Source organism: Vibrio sp. LB10LO1, assembly GCF_010092875.1.
Taxonomy (GTDB): Bacteria; Pseudomonadota; Gammaproteobacteria; order Enterobacterales; family Vibrionaceae; genus Vibrio; species Vibrio campbellii.
Genome location: NZ_JAADJW010000005.1, coordinates 144507 through 163590 on the forward strand (window position 1 = coordinate 144507; position 19084 = coordinate 163590).

Annotated in this window: 13 protein-coding genes; 8 read left to right on the forward strand and 5 right to left on the reverse strand. The window is 44.0% G+C overall.

Annotated features, from left to right (window positions below; translation table 11 throughout):
* Nucleotides 1–63: 63 nt before the first annotated feature.
* The 4 genes from GXP65_RS05565 (at nucleotide 64) to GXP65_RS05580 (ending at nucleotide 6801) form a co-directional block, all read left to right on the forward strand.
* The gene (locus GXP65_RS05565; RefSeq protein WP_162092257.1) at nucleotides 64–1170 is read left to right on the forward strand and encodes a DSD1 family PLP-dependent enzyme; all 1107 of its coding nucleotides are present in this window, start codon (nucleotides 64–66) and stop codon (nucleotides 1168–1170) included.
* Nucleotides 1171–1846: 676 nt separating this feature from the next.
* Nucleotides 1847–3424, forward strand: a complete 1578-nt coding sequence (locus tag GXP65_RS05570; RefSeq protein WP_240334972.1) for a hypothetical protein — start codon at nucleotides 1847–1849, stop codon at nucleotides 3422–3424.
* Nucleotides 3424–5541: a hypothetical protein gene (locus tag GXP65_RS05575; protein ID WP_162092259.1), complete on the forward strand. Its 2118-nt coding sequence runs from the start codon at nucleotides 3424–3426 to the stop codon at nucleotides 5539–5541. Before GXP65_RS05570 ends, GXP65_RS05575 begins: the two co-directional genes overlap by 1 nt.
* 171 nt (nucleotides 5542–5712) lie before the next feature.
* Entirely contained in the window at nucleotides 5713–6801 is a 1089-nt protein-coding gene (locus GXP65_RS05580; protein ID WP_162092260.1) for a diguanylate cyclase, read from the forward strand.
* A gap of 199 nt (nucleotides 6802–7000) precedes the next feature.
* Here the strand turns inward: GXP65_RS05580 and GXP65_RS05585 are convergent, their stop codons facing one another.
* Nucleotides 7001–8215: an OFA family MFS transporter gene (locus GXP65_RS05585; protein ID WP_162092261.1), complete on the reverse strand. Its 1215-nt coding sequence runs from the start codon at nucleotides 8213–8215 to the stop codon at nucleotides 7001–7003.
* 21 nt (nucleotides 8216–8236) lie between these two features.
* Nucleotides 8237–9283, reverse strand: a complete 1047-nt coding sequence (locus GXP65_RS05590) for an alcohol dehydrogenase catalytic domain-containing protein (protein ID WP_038891498.1) — start codon at nucleotides 9281–9283, stop codon at nucleotides 8237–8239.
* 581 nt (nucleotides 9284–9864) lie between these two features.
* Between GXP65_RS05590 and GXP65_RS05595 the strand changes: the two genes are divergently transcribed.
* On the forward strand, nucleotides 9865–10584 hold the full coding sequence (locus tag GXP65_RS05595; protein ID WP_038891499.1) for a carbonic anhydrase: 720 nt from the start codon (nucleotides 9865–9867) through the stop codon (nucleotides 10582–10584).
* Nucleotides 10585–10651: 67 nt separating this feature from the next.
* Here the strand turns inward: GXP65_RS05595 and GXP65_RS05600 are convergent, their stop codons facing one another.
* Nucleotides 10652–11755, reverse strand: coding sequence for a mechanosensitive ion channel family protein (locus GXP65_RS05600; protein ID WP_005432249.1), 1104 nt, complete (start codon nucleotides 11753–11755; stop codon nucleotides 10652–10654).
* 349 nt (nucleotides 11756–12104) lie between these two features.
* On the opposite strand from GXP65_RS05600, the gene GXP65_RS05605 reads away from it, so the two are divergent.
* A complete protein-coding gene (locus tag GXP65_RS05605; RefSeq protein ID WP_005432247.1) occupies nucleotides 12105–12452 on the forward strand; it encodes a helix-turn-helix transcriptional regulator in 348 nt (115 codons plus the stop codon).
* Between the two features lie 78 nt (nucleotides 12453–12530).
* Here the strand turns inward: GXP65_RS05605 and lldD are convergent, their stop codons facing one another.
* Entirely contained in the window at nucleotides 12531–13670 is a 1140-nt protein-coding gene (gene lldD / locus GXP65_RS05610; protein ID WP_162092262.1) for an FMN-dependent L-lactate dehydrogenase LldD, read from the reverse strand.
* A gap of 288 nt (nucleotides 13671–13958) precedes the next feature.
* Nucleotides 13959–15650 (reverse strand): L-lactate permease, encoded by a 1692-nt coding sequence (locus GXP65_RS05615; RefSeq protein WP_162092263.1) that lies wholly within the window; start codon nucleotides 15648–15650, stop codon nucleotides 13959–13961.
* Nucleotides 15651–15807: 157 nt separating this feature from the next.
* Between GXP65_RS05615 and GXP65_RS05620 the strand changes: the two genes are divergently transcribed.
* On the forward strand, nucleotides 15808–16707 hold the full coding sequence (locus GXP65_RS05620; protein WP_005432244.1) for a LysR family transcriptional regulator: 900 nt from the start codon (nucleotides 15808–15810) through the stop codon (nucleotides 16705–16707).
* Nucleotides 16708–16844: 137 nt separating this feature from the next.
* Nucleotides 16845–18884 carry a prolyl oligopeptidase family serine peptidase gene (locus tag GXP65_RS05625; protein ID WP_162092264.1) on the forward strand — a complete coding sequence of 680 codons (2040 nt, stop codon included), beginning with the start codon at nucleotides 16845–16847 and terminating at the stop codon, nucleotides 18882–18884.
* Nucleotides 18885–19084: the final 200 nt, after the last annotated feature.

The window sequence follows — 19084 nt, forward strand, 5'->3', positions numbered from 1 at the left end:
CCATGCCTTATAATCAATGGCTTTCTAAGAAAATAACTAAAAAACTGTAGCTAGGTGACATATATGGATATCAATCAATTAGAAACCCCTTCGTTATTTGTGGATATCGATAAGATGAAGACAAATATTAAGGCAATGCAGCAACGCATAAATGATTTGGGTTTAACTTTACGTCCCCACACTAAAGCACACAAAATTCCGGCGATTGCGCAAATGCAATTAGACGCTGGAGCGCAGGGGATTTGTGTGGCCAAATTAGGTGAAGCAGAAGTGATGGCGCAAGGTGGCATTAAGGATATTCTCATAACCACGCCTATTGCGGGACAAAAGAAAATTCAGCGTTTAATCACTCTGCATCAAGATCATCCTGACGCCCGTTTTATTCAGGTGATTGACGATTATTATCACGTTGTAGAAATTGCAAAAGCCGCATCAGCGGCAAATCTTTGTGTTGAGTTGATGATTGAGGTGGAAAGCGGTCAGCAGCGCTGCGGTGTTCAGGTTGGTGATGATTTAGTGCAGCTTATCCACGCGATTCAAAGTACGGATGGTGTCAGCTATGTCGGCCTCCAAGCTTATAGCGGACACTTACAACATGTTAAGGGCTATTGTTCGCGAAATGAGCAGGCGAGATCGGTTGTGGTGCCTTTGTTTGATTTCATTACATCTACTTTAGAGCCTCAAGGTATGACACCTCAGATAATTAGCGGAGGAGGGACAGGGACATATGCAGCCTATCAGGGGTTAGGCTACAGTGAGATTCAAGCGGGTTCGTACCTTTTTATGGATGCGGCTTACCTTGCTATTGGAGACGAAACTAATGCGACCGAGAATCAGCAGTTTTCTCCTGCACTTAAAGTGCTAAGCACCGTGATTAGTCAGCCAACACCTTCGCGTACCGTGATTGATGCAGGGATGAAATGTCTTTCTATTGATCTTGGCATGCCTATTGTTGAAGGTAGTGAAGGAGTAAGGTATCAAACTGGCGGTGATGAACACGGTATCCTTCATCATGAAGAAGGTTGCGAGATTCTTGAACTTGGACAGCAAGTTATTCTGTTGCCAAGCCACTGTGATACAACATTGAATAACTTCGATACTTTGTATGCCGTGCAAGACGGAAAAGTGGTCTGTCAATGGACAATCGAAGGGCGTGGGCGCTCAGATTAAGAGCACAGTATTCACTTACCGTTGAAAATTACTCAAAACACGACTCAATATAAAAACGGCAGTTTGCACAGAGTGATGTTAGCTCGCATCATTTTGACACTGACTGCTGTTTCATCAAATCACTACAAGCTTACTCTTATTCAATAGCAAGCGGCACATGACATCGTTTAAATTTGTGTAAATTAAGTATTTCAAAGTATCGCAATCCGACTTTTTACCAACTTAAAAAATAGTTATTGATAGATTTAAGCGGATAAGAATATTCTTTTAGTTACATTGCCTGTCAATTTCTCTGGTTTGTGGTCACTTTTGCATCATGACGGTTGATATTTAACCTGTTAATGTATGTGTGTTAGGCATGTTTTGGTGATTTCTTTACCAAAGTTTTTCTAGTTTAGTTAGAGCTAATTATCTGAGGCTTTGCACAAACTCTCAGTGATACTTTAGGTTTTTCTGAATATAAAAATCGAGACTGTGAGTAAGAGAGGAATATTATTCCCCTTTTATTCAGAGTCTAACCGCTGCTTTTCATCTTATAAGGTTCTCCGTACTACGTAATTTATAGCTCCCTAGGACTTACTAGGGAGCTTCTATTCCCTCATGAGACAAAATGCATGAGTGTCAGAACGTATTTTTGGAGAACGTAAATAACGTGACCCTTTATTTGAAAACCACTATGAAAATATTATTCGCAATTGCTCCACTCTTTTTATCAATGTCCGTTGAGGCATCGGTTTATTTTGGCCCTCCCGATGGGGAGAATATTATTGATATAGGTAGTAAAGATGGCTACCTATTTAAGGTCGAAAATGGAATCTATGTACAAGCTCATTCGGAGGAATTCGTTCTCGGAATCGCGACTCTATTTGAAAACTTGAAGCAGACTCGCACAGGGAAAGCCATCATTAACCAAGCCTCTCACTATGTCCCGATTGCGCTGCCAAATAAAGAGCGCGCTTTAGCGTTCCATACTGAAGGTCTAGTTGATGGAACGATAGAAAAGATTAACGTTGTAATAAGGCCTCCTCGGGACGGAAAGCGGTTTGTCACAGAACCTCTAATCGCGTCCTCTGAGTTTGTGAATTATCAATCAAATGGGCTTGGAGTTCCTGCCGTGATTTATTTTGACATCGATAATGCAGTTTTAATCCCCGGTCATTCAACCATTATTGAACCGTCCATAGCTCTGGGACATGAACTTATACACGCTCGTGACTATTTAACCGGAGGTTTACCAACGGGTACGCAACGGATTCGTCATCGTGCTCCTGTCGCTGGAACAACTCATAATGGAGAAGAGTTTACAGAGGGAGAGGTGATTGAATTTAACTTAATGAAACGTGAGATAGAAGCGACAGGACTCGCCTACCAAAAAGGGAGTACAAAGTTAAAAACACTCACGACTTCGCGCCAATCGTCTATCGAAAGAAGAGAAAGCGTGATGAATGTTTGGGAAGAAGCATTAAAGAATAAATCGGTACCTAGGGCTGATTACGCTCGCGTTAAAACCAATATTCAACGTTTAAAATCTGAAGTGCCAGTATCTGAATACCATTTATCTAAAGAGTTTGGGAATCAAGCTCGTGATATGTATTGGCCTGGCTCTATGATTGATTACTCATCAACCCCGACTGATATAACGTTGAAAAGCGTAAAGCAAACTACCTCTGGAGTATTGAGCTCAACAGCACTCAGTACAACAAAAGTAAGTGAGGCACTCCATAGCAGCCCTCAATCTCTTTTACTAATAAGCACAAGCTTAATTGAACGAAAAAATGGTTTCCCAAAACTTGATAAAGTGTTGCGTACCGCTCTTGAATTAGCCATCAAAGCGGATCGCAAAGTTATACTTCTCGAAGGTGATAATTTTTCATCGTTAACAGAGGTAGAAAAGCGCCTCACAGTAGCAACGATTGAAAAAGCCGCGGATAGTATTAAAAAAGGCAATACCCCATCTTCTGTCATTCAAATAAAAGCTGATGAGATTAGTAATAAGGGCAGGGATTGGTTAACTCAAGTGGATCAAGTGGTCTTGATTTCGACCAATGACGATATTTCCGCGTTGACGATGTCCGAAAATATTGCTGGTAGCTCTCAAAAACTATTAGTCAATCGAATTGTGAGATCAGCTCAACCCAATCCGAGTGTGATATACGCGAACCGTTTGCGCTGGTCTAAGCTCGCAGAAAAAGAAAATGTAACGTTAGTGGCAAACTCTGCATTACCTAAGTCAAAGAGGTGTTGGAGCCGATAATGAAGATCAAAAATTTAATATTGCTCATTGGTCTTTGCGTAAGCTTGAATGTCAATGCATTGGAAACTTGTAATCTTGGCTCCGAAAAACTTGAAGAAGAGCACGAGTGGCTGGCTCGGTTGGACTATGAATTTGAGAGTGAACTGACTGATGTTAAAGAAGTTGCAGCATTGGATAAAATTCCAAGTTTAAACCTTCCCATAAGCGAGCAAGGCATGCTTGCTGAACATTGGGCTGGCGTTACAGCGGCCATAGACAGTAAAAATAGTCAGCCCAACAGTGCAAAAAGAATTGCCCAATTGGAGCGTGTTTCTGAGCGTCAAGCTCTGTGGCAGCTAGCTAAAAATGGTGGTAGGGCTTTTTCAAGCGTGTTGGATATTATTTTTTTCGCACCTTGGATTGAAGATTTAACAAGAACCATGTGGGATGACTCTGCCAGTGCTCTGCACCAACTGAGTGTTACTACTGAGCCAATCCCTTTCGTCGGTTTTGCTATCGGCTATTATGATTACCTTTCCACATTGGATAGCCCAGAGAAACGACTCAATCAATGGCTGCAAAATGGGCATTACAGTTACGGGCAAGAGACTGTACTTGAGCGGCTAAATACGACATCTGCAGAGGCTATTGAGCAGCAGCACGAGCAGTTAAAGCTGCATATCGTTGAATTGACCAAAAGGCTTTCTTCTATTCAGTTGCTTCATTTCGACGCAACCTACAGTGCAAAAGTATTGGAGCTGCAGGAAATCATCAATAAGATGTTTTCTGCGATTGACCTCGAATACGCCAATACAATGCTAGAGCTCTATAATCTTCCCCCTCACGTGATTCAAAAATTTGGAGAGCAAGCTTGCGTGAATCAAAAGCAAGAGGTCGTAGAAGAGCTTGCTCGTTTAGGCACTGCTTCTACTGGGGCTCTGGACGATTTAAGAGCATGTAGCTATCGAATGCTAGTGGCAAATCTCGGAAAACTTTATGGTATTGGAAAGTACTCGCATATCGAGAAAACGCGTCAGGAGGTTTTCGAGCATAAACAAAATATCGTTGAAAATGCACAGAGACATATTCTTGACTGGCGAAGAAAAATACTTGAAATTCAAAGCAGTAGTATTGAAAAGCTTGTTCTAGAAACAATCAATAATGACAATATTCGTCTTTATCGACAGTATTTAAATCAGCACGCCCGCCGCATCGCGATAGACAACTTTTCTTTGTCGATTTTACAGCAACGTGCTACCGAAGAGGAACAGCGAACAGGGCGATTTCTTGTTGGGGCAGGAGAGCTGATCTGCGGACTGTACTCTTGCCAGGTTTATGAAGGCAGAGAAGTCTTTTTTGATGAAGACTCTGATCCACTTTTACAAAAGCTGTCTGAGCCCTTGGACAACATCGATTTGAGCAGTTACATCAACGAGCGTGTTAGGCGTGGATGGACAAACGTTGAGCTTGATGAGCCTTATATAAATCTCTGGCAACAGTGGCAAAATAGAGAAGATGTAAGTCTGTCAGCTTTGCCTTATAAAGGTAACCCTTCATTGGAAGTGATTAAAAAAGACATGCCAGAGTTGTTTGAGATTTTAGAGAAGATCCCAAGTCACTTATCAGCGGAACAGGCTAAACCTTTTTTATTTCAATTGATAAGAAATAGGATGTTTAAAGAAGATATCCAAACCGCTTGGACGAAACTTGGCGATTTTATATTTCGATTTCAATATGAACAGCGTCAACATCAATCGCTCAACTTCCTACCTTTGCAGTGGCAGCAAGCCATTTGGCCTTCTCAGCCTCAAGGTGTGTTGTTTAGTGCTTTTTTAGACAAAACATACATGTACTACTCTCGTCAGCCTTGGGCTCAAGCTTTACCGTATTCGGATGAGAAAAATGCTACCTCTAATTGGACGCTATATCAGGGAGAGGCACATCGCTACTATTTGACCCAGTCGGTGCCCGAGGATGTCTATCTCGGAGACCAATATTGGATAGAGGTAAATGAACAACTCAGTCACGTTTTATCATTGCCCGAAATTCGCTGGCGTCCGTTTGAACAGATGATTCTCATGGATATTTGGTCTCAGATTACTGAGATAGAATCTCTAGTCGAGATATCTAAATCTTAATGTAAGGGTGGCTTAATTTTTTAATACAGAGGATTGTTGGCTAAAAATCTAGGAAGTCGCTCTCCATGGTGCAGAGCGACTTCCTTGAACTTATGTCACTAACATAGGGCTGAAATCTGCACCTTTCAGCCACTAGGGTATATACTCTCGGATTTTAGTGGGCTGACTAACGTGAAACATATTATTCGATTGCTAATTGTTGCTGCAACAGCGTTGTTGATGTGGATGGATTTCAAAATCTCAGCGGTAAGTCGAATTGATACACTTATTGATTTCTCTCAATCGATCAGAAATTTCACGTCGATGCCTAGCTATTCTTCTACCACACAGTTTCCTTTCAACGTTCCTAGCTACGTGACAGTGCACATGACTAAAGAGCTCAATGCACTCTCAGACATGGCAAATTATAAAGAAGTGAGCCTCAACCCAACTAACCGTGAAAACCTTGCGAATGAACGGGAGACTTCTGTCTTAGAGAGCGATGAGATATCAAGTGCCTATCGTGTATATCTCGAAAATAGTAATGTTTATCTTACGCGTTATGATCCGATCGTCGTAGAGCCATCATGTGTTCAGTGCCATGGTTCGGTAGATACGGCGATGGCGGAACAAATCGAGATGTATGGTCGTGACGGCGGTTTCAATTACAAAGTTGGGGATATCTATGGGCTAAAGGTCGCTTCAATTGACATCACCTGGTTCTTGCTAAGATACGTTGGTCTGGCCGTATTGTTTGGAGTGCCAGTGGCTATTTTGGTCAGCAGATATAATCGAAAGCTCAATGCTGCAATGAACATCGATGCGCTTTCTGGTGCGTTCAATAAAAACTATTATCTGAAGACCAAACATACTTTTGGTTCGGGCTATTTTCTTCTTGTTGATATTGATGACTTCAAGCAAATCAATGACACCCATGGGCACCAGTATGGCGATATGGTGATCAGTCAAGTTTGTCAGCTCTTAAAATCACACTGTCGAGACTCGGACCAACTGTTCCGTTTTGGTGGTGAGGAGTTTGCTTTGTTTATGCAAGGGGACGCGTCTAAGCTGCGAGTTGAAGATTTCTTAAAAAGTACACTCAATGAAATAAGGCAGACATCGTTTGGCGACGAGCAGGTTAAGCTTCGAGTTACTGTCTCTATTGGAGTTTGCCACAAAGCGGATGAACAGCAGATTGATGATGTGATGTCGAAATCAGATAAGGCGCTATATCAAGTCAAATGCACTGGTAAAGACAACTTCCTCTTTTGTGATGAATGATCGTCGACGAAGCATTGATGGTCTTCTCTATGTGGTAACTAAATAAAGCGCCTAATAAACGATGACAACTTATTTAAAAGTGGATACGGTTTCTTTTAAAAATATCGTTTATTAGGCGAAACTGGTTGATTGGTAACAGCGTTCATTTGGCTGTTTGAAAAATCAATAAATTATTGAAATAGATGAGCTTTACTCTATTTTAATATTCAAGCTTTGCCGCATTTCTATTAACTATTTCTGATTTATCAACGGGTTTCATTAAATAGTTCATTGCAGTAATGAAAAACAAGAGTACCGCGAATGCCAAATACGTCGTTTCAGTCGTCCCCGATATTGAAGCGAGTATCCCTCCGAAAAAACCTGATACGCCCCATGCAGAGTAGAGTATGCCGAAGTTAGTGCCGTATGACTTCAAGCCATAGTCAATTGCCGTGACCGGAGGGAAAACACCAAATAAAGCACCGTAAGACATTGCGCCAACTGAGATTCCAATCATCAGTGGGATTGTGGTTTCTATCGTTGTGAAAAAGATCATGTTCACGGCTTGCAATAGGAAGATCAAACCTAAGGTGTGAACACGTCCTATCTTGTCAAAAACGACCCCGCCAATGACTCGACCTGCGGTGTTGAAGATGGCAAGCAAAATGATACTTAGCGCGATTTCTTCAGATGTTAATCCTATCGATTTACTGACGTTACCAATAGAGCCTATTAGCATGATACCGGCTGCCGATGAGACCATGAACATCAACCATATCTGATAAAACTGTGGCGTTTTCAGCATGTCTAGCCACTGAATGTTCACATCGACGCAAGATTCTGTGGTTTCTCCCTTTGGCTCATCGGCCACATAACCCTTCGGAGGATCAACGAGCAGTGATGCCATTGGAATCATGAAGAGTAAGCCAATACCGAGAATCTTAAACGTATCTAAAATGCCAAAGTGCTCGATAAGAACCGTTGATAGAGGCGCTAAATACAGCGCCGCCATCGCAAAACCGCCAGCGGTGAGGCCGCTGACAAGTCCCTTCCTATTCTCTGGCCACCACTTCATGGTGCAAGGGCCGATACAGGCATAAGCAAACCCCATACCTGCGCCAACCATGCACCCAAATGTAACCTGCAGTTCCATCAATGTTGAGGCATAACCCGAAGCCAAAAGTCCTGCTCCGACAAGGAAAACACCAAGGATTGTTACTATTCTTGGTCCTACTTTGTCTTGCCATACACCGGCCAAAAATAGACTGACTGAGAAGGTAAAAACAGACGTCTGATATGGCCCATCTACGTGCTTTGCATCAACACCCAGCGCTTCAGCTAAAGGTTCACTGAAAACACCCCATACGTATAAGATACCGATTGATAGGTTCACTATTAAACCTATCAATAGAATTTTAAATGGTTTATTAATCAATTTAGCCTCAACATATTTTTACTATGAACAATCGTTAGAAATAATGACCTTTAATGATTTATGGTCGGAGGCATGCGTAAATGTTGAATACGCTTCCTCTGCTTCTGATAAAGTAAATTGATGGCTAATCAGATCTTTCGGCTTTAAGTAGCCGGCTCTAATTTGTTTGATCAACATCGGAATAGTATGGGTATGGACCATGCCTGCCGTCATGGTGAAATTCCGTTTCCACATATCTTCAAGGTTGATGATTGCTGGCTTACCGTGCACACCAAGTACTGCAATGTTGCCTCCTGGGCACACCAGCTTTTGAGACATATCCCAGCCAGCAGGAATACCAATGGCTTCGATAACGACGTCTACGCCCACATCATCGGTCATGTCCAAAATTTGCTGTACTGCTGTGCCATCTGAGTTATCAATTGCGTGTGTGGCGCCTAGCTCTTTAGCGACTTGAAGGCGGTGAGGGTTATTGTCGATCGCGTAGATTTCGCTTGGAGAGAAGAACTTAGAAGTCATTAATGCCGCAAGGCCAACCGGACCACAGCCAATCACCGCCACAGAGCAGCCAGGTTGGACTTGGCCATCAAGGACGCCCACTTCATATCCAGTTGGGAAGATGTCACTCAGCAGAACCAAACAATCGGTATCGATGTCATCAGGAACAAGGTGCAAGCTGGTGTCACCATGAGGGACGCGAACGTATTCAGCTTGGCACCCGTCAATTTCATTGCCTAGCAACCAGCCGCCATCTAAACACTGGCCAAATTTAGACACTTGGCACATTTTGCAGCTGCCGCAAGAGGTAATGCATGAAACAATGACGCGATCGCCTGGCCTAAAGTTATTAACGCGATCACCACAAGACTCTACAATTCCGACGCCTTCATGACCCATGATGGTGCCAGGTTTAAACGTTGCTACATTATTTCTTAAAATATGTAAGTCAGTCCCACAAATGGTTGTCTTTTCGATTTTAACGATGACATCACTTTGATTAATAATTTCAGGCTTTTCTCGCTCGACTAATTTAGCGGTGTCTTTTCCGTCAAATACATATGCTTTCATTGGGGGTCCTTAATTCACATTATTGTTATGGAAACACCAAAATATAATATAGGCGTAGTTTATAAATTAACGTGACTCATTTGGCAGTTAACAATTGATTAACAGATAATAAACATAATTCAAGTTTCTAATAATTTAAAAGAGTCAGTAATATAAAAATAAAATTGCATTATTAAAGAAAGTGAATAATATAATTTCAAATAAATCATTTTAGCGTGGTGGTTTTAAATAACTTGCCATAAATAGATAAACGATGATTCCTCACTTTATTAAAGGGTTTATATATTCGGTATGAGGTCTAAGCCTATGACGGGGTGACATACATTGTTGGATTGAGGGGAATACGGCATTTGGGTAGCGAACCAGAACGATTTGAGTTCGAACCGCAACCTTATGCGCTCTAATCGTTGACTTATCAATTACATAAAATGTGGAGATCATTTCCAAATTTGGCAGGTAAACATAGATTGCATAGCGCGAGCTAATCCAATTCTGTCATTCGTTTGTTAATACTGCATGCAATAAACACGATCTGATGAACGTGTTTATTTACCTAACCATGAATACAAAAGGAAATGAAAATGAGAAAGTCACTGACAGCACTTGGTTTAGCATTGGTATTTGCAGGCTCAGCAAACGCAGCAAACTGGGGATATGAGGGAGAACACGGCCCAGCGAATTGGGGGGAGTTTGCTTCTGAATGTGCTAAAGGTCAGAACCAAAGTCCGATTGACATTCAATCAACGACAGAAGCGAAGCTAGATAAATTGAACTTCGATTATGAAGGCAAGGTAATGTCGTTGCTCAATAATGGCCACACGCTGCAAACCAGTTTAGAAGGCAACAATACGCTAACGGTTGACGGCAAAGAATTCACACTGAAGCAATTCCACTTCCACACACCTTCTGAAAACCACGTTGATGGTAAAGAGTACCCATTGGAAGCGCACTTTGTTCATGCGGATAAGGCGGGCCACCTAGCGGTTGTGGCGGTGTTCTTTAAATTGGGTGACGCGAACCCAGATCTCGCGAAGCTGCTGGCTAACGTTCCAAATAAAGATCAGGATGTAGCGATTAAAGTCCCATTTGATGCGGATGCCTTAATTCCAAGTGATAAAGAGTACTACCGTTTTAATGGCTCTCTAACGACACCGCCATGTTCTGAAGGGGTTCGTTGGTTGGTGATCAAAGAGACGCAAACTATCTCTCCAGAACAAGTAAAAGCCTTTGCGAAAGCGATGGGTCACAACAATCGACCAATTCAGCCACTGAACGCGCGTATGATCCTAGCGCAGCAGTAAGTTTGAAAAACGAGTAACGAAAAAGCCCGCTTATAAAAAGCGGGCTTTGTGATTTCTCTGGCTGTGTTTAGAAGCCATTGTCTTCTTGTGCTTGAGCTTTTGCCATTTGAATTGGGTCGAGCTTGAGCGTTTGTGTTGGGAACGCGATATCCGCTTCGTGCTTCTTAATGATCGCCATCACTTCGAGCAGTACATCTTGCTTCACCTCGTGGTAGCGAACCCAGTTCACTGTTTTGGTGAAGGTATAGATAAAGAAGTTAAGAGATGACGCTCCAAACGCATCAAAGTTCACGATGAGGGTCTGGCGTGTATCGATGTCTTTGTGATTCTTCAGCATTTCACGCACTTCATCAATGATCACTGGCACTTTGTCCGCATCGTCGTAACGTAGGCCAATCGTTTCAAAGATTCGACGGTTCAACATGCGTGATGGGTTCTCTACTACGATGTTGCTGAAGACAGAGTTCGGTACGTACAAAGGACGCTTATCGAAGGTGCGAATGCTGGTCATACGCCAGCCGATACGCTCCACCGTGCCCTCAATTTGACGGTCAGGAGAGCGGATCCAATCTCCAACTTTAAATGGGCGGTCAAAGTAAATCATCAAACCACCAAAGAAGTTAGAAAGTAGGTCCTTTGCGGCCAAACCGACAATCAAACCACCGACACCACCGAAGGTCAGTAAGCCAGACAGGCTAAGGCCAAATGCCTGCATTACTGTAAGAACGCCAATAACGATAAAGAACAGACGTGCAACTTTCGCCACGGCTTGTACTGTGGTCTCGTCACGGGTTTTCTGTTCGAGAACGTAATCTTCGACGTTGGTGATGAGGCGCATCACGATCCAAACTAAGATGCTGATCACGAGGATGAGTTTGAGGGTACTGAGCCAGTTGAACTCATTACCTAACTCACTTTGCAGTACGATGCCAAGCGAGACCGTTGCTGGCCAACACCAGATTAAGGTACTAATGGGTGTCTTGAGTGCTTCGAGTAAAAGGTCATCCCAATGGAAAGGGGTTTTCTCAAATAAAATCGCGAGACGAGAATAGAGGACGCGCCAAGCAACCCAAGCAAAAAAGCTGGCGATTGTTATGAACAGTACGCTACTGCTCCAATCTTGATGGTTCGCCATGACGTAAGTTTGAAGTTCTGTAAACCACTGTGGCATAAGTAAAGTTTCATTTTTTAGAACAATGGGTGAAAGGTAGCAGAGTTTGAGTTTTCGCCCTAGCAAAATGATGTGATCCGAAAAATCAACGTTCATCTTTTAAGTGCGAAAAATCAAAGGATAAGTATTTAGTTAGGTGTTAATGATTTTTATGTAAATACAAGTCAATGACAGGAAAGGTGAAATGCAAATTATGTGTCGCTCGGTTAGTCCCATGTGATGAAACTCGAAGTTTGAAAGATAAGCGCTATCATTCGAACCATCAATTGTAGGTTCTTTGACTCATCGCTAACATTTATCAAGTTCAATTATGAGACTGTAAGGTTAATTTGATATGCGGAGATGAACCATGGAATTTACAGAGCTAGATAGAAATGCGCTCTACGACATTTGGATGTCGCAAAAAGCAAAAATGCACCTTACCCAAATGGAGATGGCAAAACGTCTAGGTATTAGTCTGCATGAGTTCTCTTCTTTGTTACGCGGCAATGCTCCGCTAACTCTGGGGTTTGTTAAACAGCTATGTGAGCAATTACACGTTCGCCCTGGACAAGTTATTCCATCCTTGACGGAACGAGATATCTCCGGTTCTGGTTCGGTATATTTGCAAAACCGCATTACTGTCGACGGTGAGATCCGCAACGTGTTTGTTGAAGGCAATCAGGTTGTGATTGAGTACGAGCACCACGTAAGCTAATATGAATGAACAGACAAAAAAGCGAGCTTGAAGGCTCGCTTTTTTGTTTTCATGCTGCTGGCAGGAAGTTATTTAAGCTTATGGTATATTTACCAGTGAATCACGCGATAGGTCAGAGATGGTTTTCGCTCCTGTCAGTGTCATTGCTACGCGCATCTCTTTGTCATATAGGTCGAGCAAGTTTTCCACGCCAGCACCACCTTGAGCTGCTAGAGCGTAAACAAAAGAGCGACCAAGCAGCGTGCAGTCAGCACCAAGTGCTAGCATACGAACCACATCCAGACCTGTACGGATACCCGAGTCGACGAAAATCTTCAGATCACCTTTTACTGCATCTGCAATGCTTGGCAGCGCTTTTGCTGTTGAAAGCACACCATCTAGTTGGCGACCACCGTGGTTAGATACCACGATACCATCGGCACCGAAGCGAACTGCATCTTTTGCATCTTCTTCATCCAAAATACCTTTGATGACCATCGGGCCATTCCAAAAATCACGAATCCACTCTAGATCTTTCCAAGAGATTGAAGGATCGAAGTTTGCGCCCAGCCAGCCAATGTAGTCTTCCAACTTGGTTGGCTCGCCACGGTAAGTGGAGATATTACCTAAGTCGTGAGGTTTACCCAGCACGCCGACATCCAGTGCCCAGCTTGGACGAAGCATAGATTGGAATACACGGCGCATCGCCGCATTTGGACCACTCATACCGGAGTGCATGTCACGGTAACGCGCGCCTGGCACTGGCATATCCACAGTGAAGACCAGCGTTGTTACGCCAGCGGCTTTCGCGCGCTCAAGTACGTTCTTCATAAAGCCACGGTCTTTCAGAACATACAGCTGGAACCACATTGGGCGTTCAATCGCAGGGGCCACTTCTTCAATTGGACAAACGGATACGGTCGACATGGTGAAAGGAATGCCTTTCTTTTCTGCCGCTTTTGCTGCTTGAACCTCACCACGTCGTGCGTACATACCTGTTAAGCCAACAGGCGCTAGAGCAATAGGCATCGCCAGCTTTTCACCGAAGATTTCCGTTTCTAAGCTTAGCTCACTCATATCGCGCAGAACACGTTGACGTAGTGCTACGTCACCTAAGTCATCGGTGTTGCGCTTTAATGTGCGCTCGTCGTATGAACCGCCATCAATGTAATGGAAAAGGAATGGAGGCAGCTTGGCTTTCGCGGCAGCGCGGTAATCTGTAGAAGCAGAGATAATCATATTCGTGTGTCCTGGCTGTTATTCTAAGATTGCGTCCTGAGTCAATGAGCACCTGCTCTGTCAGTGTTTCACTGACTGCCATCCTTTCGGCAGTCGACATCAGAATAGAGTATAGATAAGTGATTGAGCTGTTAGACATTCCATACACGGAACAATCAATTATCTGCACTGAAAAAGACTGGCACACCGGTCGGGGGATTGATGCAGCAAGCCACACCAAAAGTCGGGGTAGTAGTGCTGACCGCTGTGCCAGAGAAAGTGCAGGGCGGGGGAGACCCTGCGTAAGTGTTACTTCATTAAAGCGTCGGTGACTTGGAATCCGTAAATCAGAATCAGACCGATGATGCCTGTTACGACTAGGTAGTAGAACGTTGGGATAACCGTCTTGCGAAGGGTTGCGCCTTCTCGTCCTAGCAGGCCAACCGTTGCAGAGGCAGCAACCACGTTGTGGATGGCAATCATGTTACCGGCAGCCGCACCAACCGCTTGAAGGGCCACCACAATGGCACTTGAGATAGTCAGTGTCTGCGCTACTTCGAACTGGAACTGGCTGAACATCATGTTCGACACGGTGTTCGAGCCGGCGATGAATGCACCAAGGGCACCAACAGTCGCACTCAACGCCGGGAATGCTGAGCCAACGAGTTCTGCCGCGAAGTTAGCCGTCGTTACAGGCATACTTGCTAGCTCGGCGCCGTTGACACCTGAGTTAATAAAGATACGAACCATAGGGATGGTGAACACGAGTACGAAACCTGCGCCGATTAGTGTCTTGCTTGATTCGCCAAACGCTTTGCCAAGTGACTTAGCGCCGCCACCTTGCAGCAGAACAGCAAGTAACGCAACGAAGACTAAGATGCCACCCGGAAGGTAAAGAGGTTGAATCGCTGTGCTGATACCAGTTTCACCAAGAATATTACCAAACGATAGGCTTACGCTCTTAAGCAGACCTTTGAACTCAGGGCTTACGCGGCTTGCTACTAGGATAACTGCTAGCATCACGTATGGTGCCCAAGCTTTGGTTAGGCTCATTGGTTTGCCTGGGTTGTCATCAAGATTGATCTTTAGAGAGCCTAGCCATTCTGCTGGCCACTTATCTTCGCTCTCGAAGTCCCATTTGTTTTTTGGAACGAGGAAACCTTTCTTCGCCGCAGTAACTACAATAGCCAGACCAACTAGACCACCGATTAATGACGGGAACTCAGCACCTAGGAATACGCCTGTTAGTGCGTAAGGCACAGTGAAGGCAACGCCTGCGAATAGCGCGAAAGGTAGGATGTCTAGACCTTCGCTCCAGCTCTTATTCTTACCGAAGAATCGAGTCAGCATCATTGCCATGAGTACAGGAATGAGAGTACCAACCGTTGCGTGAATCATTGCTACGCTTGCGGTGATTTGCTGTAGGTACGCGTCCCATGTTGAGCCATGAGCAACCAGTGCTTCACCAATATTGTGCGTATCTAAACCTTTGTTCACTCCTACGATGATTGGTGTCCCAACCGCACCGAAAGATACTGGTGTAGATTGGATCATCATGCCCATCAGTACCGCTGCAAGCGCAGGGAAGCCAATCGCAACCAATAGAGGGGCGGCGATAGCAGCAGGTGTACCGAAGCCAGATGCACCCTCAATGAATGAGCCGAAGCACCAAGCGATGATGATGGCTTGAACGCGACGGTCGGCTGAAATATCAGTAAACCCATTGCGAATAGTGGTGATCGCGCCAGTGTGTTTTAAAGTGTTGAGCAAGAAGATGGCACCAAACACGATCCATAGAACAGAGACGGTAATGCCTAATCCTTGAAAGACAGACGCCAGTACGCGAGTAGCTGACATATCCCATAACATTAGGGCGATAGCGACGGTTAGACCGAACGCAACAGGCATGGCTTTTTTAGCAGGCCAGTTGAGACCAACCAATAATATGGCGGCGACAACTATTGGCGAAAACGCCACAAGGGCAAGTAGGGTTTCACTCATTGGTACATCCTCGTACGCTGACTTCTCGAACCGCTTTATGCTGTTGAGATGATTTTTGTTGTAATGGTTTTGTTAATTTGGCGTGAATTTACCCCTTTATTTTTTATAGATATAGGGAAATAATGAAATTGATTTATTCCAAAAGTGACATAATAGAATGCGTGCAGATGATCTAATCCTGTTCTCACAGGTGATAGAAATGGGCAGTTTTAGTAAGGTGGCTGAAGAAAATAACCTTACAAATTCAGTAGTTAGTAAAAGAATTGCGCGGCTAGAAGAAGAGATAGGTGCTCAGCTATTATATCGAACAACGCGTAAATTGACCCTGACCGAAGCAGGGAAGGTTTTGTTACACAGTGCTAAAAATGTGAAGCAAGCCACTCAGGAGGCTATGGATGCAGTTTCCGGCTTTGGTGAGAATGTCAGCGGTCATATCAAAATGTCGGTGCCGACTATCTCGGGTGATTTGATCTTGGCGGACGCCGTTGCCGAGTTTTGTAATATGCACCCAGGTTTAACCGTCGATATGTCGCTTGATAATCGCTTTGTTGACTTGGTTGCTGGTGGCTTTGACTTGGTGATTCGAACTGGTTATCTAGAAGATTCCAGCTTGATTGCGCGTCATATTCTTGATTCACAATGGGTGGTTTGTGCCTCGCCTTCTTATATTGTCAAAAATGGCAAACCGATTGAGCCCATCGACTTAACCACGCACAACTGTTTGCAATACGCCTATCAAACTACTGGTGCTACCGACTGGCAGTTCAAAGGCAAACAGGGTGACTACATCGTCAAAGTGTCGGGCAGCTTCTCTACGGATAACGCTACCGCATTAAGAAAAGCAGCACTGGGTGGACATGGTATCGCCTACGTACCGCGTTGCTTGGTTTATCACGATATTCGTAGCGGTGAGCTGGTGGATATTTTCCCTGAGTTGGTCGGTAAAAAGCTCGGCATCTACGCGGTTTATCCTTTTACTCGTCAGCCTCCAAACAAAGTAAAGCTCTTGATTGAGCACATTCGAGAACGATACCTAACTATCTCGCATTACTTTTAGGTAGTTCATAAATACAAGAAATGTTTCAATCTATTGGTTGAAATTCTATACCTGAGCCCTAAGGTAGGTATTGAGAATAAATCTCAACAAAATAATAAAACAAAACACTCAACTTCAAACGGAGTAACACGGACGTTATGCATTACCCAAAAACTCGTAAAGATTCTGTCGTCGACACTTATTTTGGTCACGACATCGCAGATCCATATCGCTGGTTAGAAGACGATATGAGCCAAGAAACCGCAGAATGGGTTTCGGGGCAAAACTCAGTGACCTTCGATTACTTAGGTCAAATCCCTTTCCGCCAACAAATTCGCGATTTAGTGGCGAACAGTCAGAACTATGAAAAGTATTCTCAACCTTTTGTTCATGGTGAATACACCTACTTCTATAAAAATGATGGTTTGCAGAACCAGAGCGTTTTATACCGTCGCAAAGGAGAAGAGGAGGCGGAAATCTTTCTCGATCCGAATACTTTTTCAGAAGAAGGAACGACATCGCTTGGCGAAGTGAAGTTCTCTAAAGACGACACACTTGTCGCGTATTCCATTTCTGAAGGTGGTAGCGATTGGCGTAAGATCTTCGTCATTGATGTCGAAACCAAACAGCAGCTTGAGCCTGAAATTGTCGACGCCAAGTTCACCACTATTTCTTGGGTTGGTAACAAAGGTTTTTACTACGCAAGCTATGATAAACCACAGGGCAGTGAGCTTTCGGCTCGTACTGAGCAGCACAAGCTTTACTACCATGAGTTAGGTACTCCACAAAGTGAAGACAAAGTGGTCTTTGGTGCGTTGGAACCACAAAAGCATCGTTATGTAGGGGGAGTGACCACCAAAGACGATCGTTTCTTGATTATCACAGGTGCGGAATCTACATCAGGAAACCGACTGTTTTATGTGGATCTCACTTCAGAAGAGCAAGACGTTATCACGCTTCGAGATACAACCGATGGTGATACTTATTTGATCGATAACCAAGATGACACTTTAATCTTATACACCAACTTGGATGCGCCTAACGGCAAAGTGGTTGGCTACAACATTCAAACTCAACAATGGACAGAGATCATTGCTGAACAGGAGCAACCACTGGATATCAGCAAAGGTGGTGGTTACTTGTTCGCGACTTACATGGTCGATGTTTTGTCTAAAGTTCAGCAGTTTACTTATCAAGGCGAGTTAGTACGTGAAGTGACTTTACCTGACCAAGGCACCGTATATGGCTTGCAAGGCAAAGCAGAAGATAAGACGCTTTACTACTCTTTTACTAACTACGTGACGCCACCAACCATTTTCTCTTTTGATGTAGAAAGCGGTGAGTCAACGCTTTATCAAGAATCGAAAGCACCGTTCGACCGTAAAGAATACGAATCTCAACAAGTGTTCTATACCTCGAAAGACGGTACAAAGGTTCCGATGATCATCTCATATAAAAAAGGCACCAAACTCGATGGCAGCGCACCAACCATGCTTTATGGCTATGGTGGCTTCAATATCAGTTTGACGCCGATGTTCTCAGGAAATGTCGCGAACTGGTTAGAACTTGGTGGCATCTACGCAGTCGCTAACATGCGTGGCGGCGGTGAATATGGTAAAGCTTGGCACAACGCGGGTACTCAACAACAAAAGCAAAACGTATTTGATGACTTTATTGCGGCGGCTGAATATTTGATTGAACAAGACTACACCAGCTCAGAGCGTCTTGCGATTCGTGGCGGCTCAAATGGCGGTTTGTTGGTCGGTGCATGTATGACTCAACGACCAGAGCTGTTTAAAGTGGCGATTCCTGCGGTTGGTGTATTGGATATGCTTCGCTACCATACTTTTACTTCTGGTGAGGGTTGGAAATACGATTTTGGTACTTCCGAGCAAAGTGAGGAGATGTTTAAGTACATCCTAGGTTATTCACCAGTGCACAACGTGAAAGAGGGCGTCTCATACCCAGCAACGCTTGTCACGACCGCAGACCATGATGACCGTGTTGTACCTGCGCACTCATACAAGTTCATCGCAGAGTTGCAAGACAAGCATCAGGGAGACAATCCTGTGCTGATCCGTATTGATGTCAATGCCGGTCACGGTGCGGGGATGCCGCTAAGCAAACAAATCGACCTAACTACCGATGTTTATGCATTTGCTCTGCACAACATGGGTATCGAGAAGCTCGATATTTAATGAACGTATTCTGCTACTGATAGCGAAACGCCAGTTAACGAACCGCAATAAAAAATGCCGCGATATCCATCGCGGCATTTTTCATGGTTGGGGGAACTCAATTTGATCGTTAGGGTGACTAAGCCTAACGTTGAACCAACCAGTCTCGGCGGCCAAACCGAATGGCAGCTATACCATTTTCGTAGTTATGGCGAAAAATT

Coding starts and splice junctions, on each gene's coding strand:
- GXP65_RS05565 (WP_162092257.1), top strand. CDS start 64: ATGGATATCAATCAATTAGAAACCCCTTCGTTATTTGTGGATATCGAT.
- GXP65_RS05570 (WP_240334972.1), top strand. CDS start 1,847: ATGAAAATATTATTCGCAATTGCTCCACTCTTTTTATCAATGTCCGTT.
- GXP65_RS05575 (WP_162092259.1), top strand. CDS start 3,424: ATGAAGATCAAAAATTTAATATTGCTCATTGGTCTTTGCGTAAGCTTG.
- GXP65_RS05590 (WP_038891498.1), bottom strand. CDS start 9,283: ATGAAAGCATATGTATTTGACGGAAAAGACACCGCTAAATTAGTCGAG.
- GXP65_RS05595 (WP_038891499.1), top strand. CDS start 9,865: ATGAGAAAGTCACTGACAGCACTTGGTTTAGCATTGGTATTTGCAGGC.
- GXP65_RS05600 (WP_005432249.1), bottom strand. CDS start 11,755: ATGCCACAGTGGTTTACAGAACTTCAAACTTACGTCATGGCGAACCAT.
- GXP65_RS05605 (WP_005432247.1), top strand. CDS start 12,105: ATGGAATTTACAGAGCTAGATAGAAATGCGCTCTACGACATTTGGATG.
- lldD (WP_162092262.1), bottom strand. CDS start 13,670: ATGATTATCTCTGCTTCTACAGATTACCGCGCTGCCGCGAAAGCCAAG.
- GXP65_RS05615 (WP_162092263.1), bottom strand. CDS start 15,650: ATGAGTGAAACCCTACTTGCCCTTGTGGCGTTTTCGCCAATAGTTGTC.
- GXP65_RS05620 (WP_005432244.1), top strand. CDS start 15,808: ATGCGTGCAGATGATCTAATCCTGTTCTCACAGGTGATAGAAATGGGC.
- GXP65_RS05625 (WP_162092264.1), top strand. CDS start 16,845: ATGCATTACCCAAAAACTCGTAAAGATTCTGTCGTCGACACTTATTTT.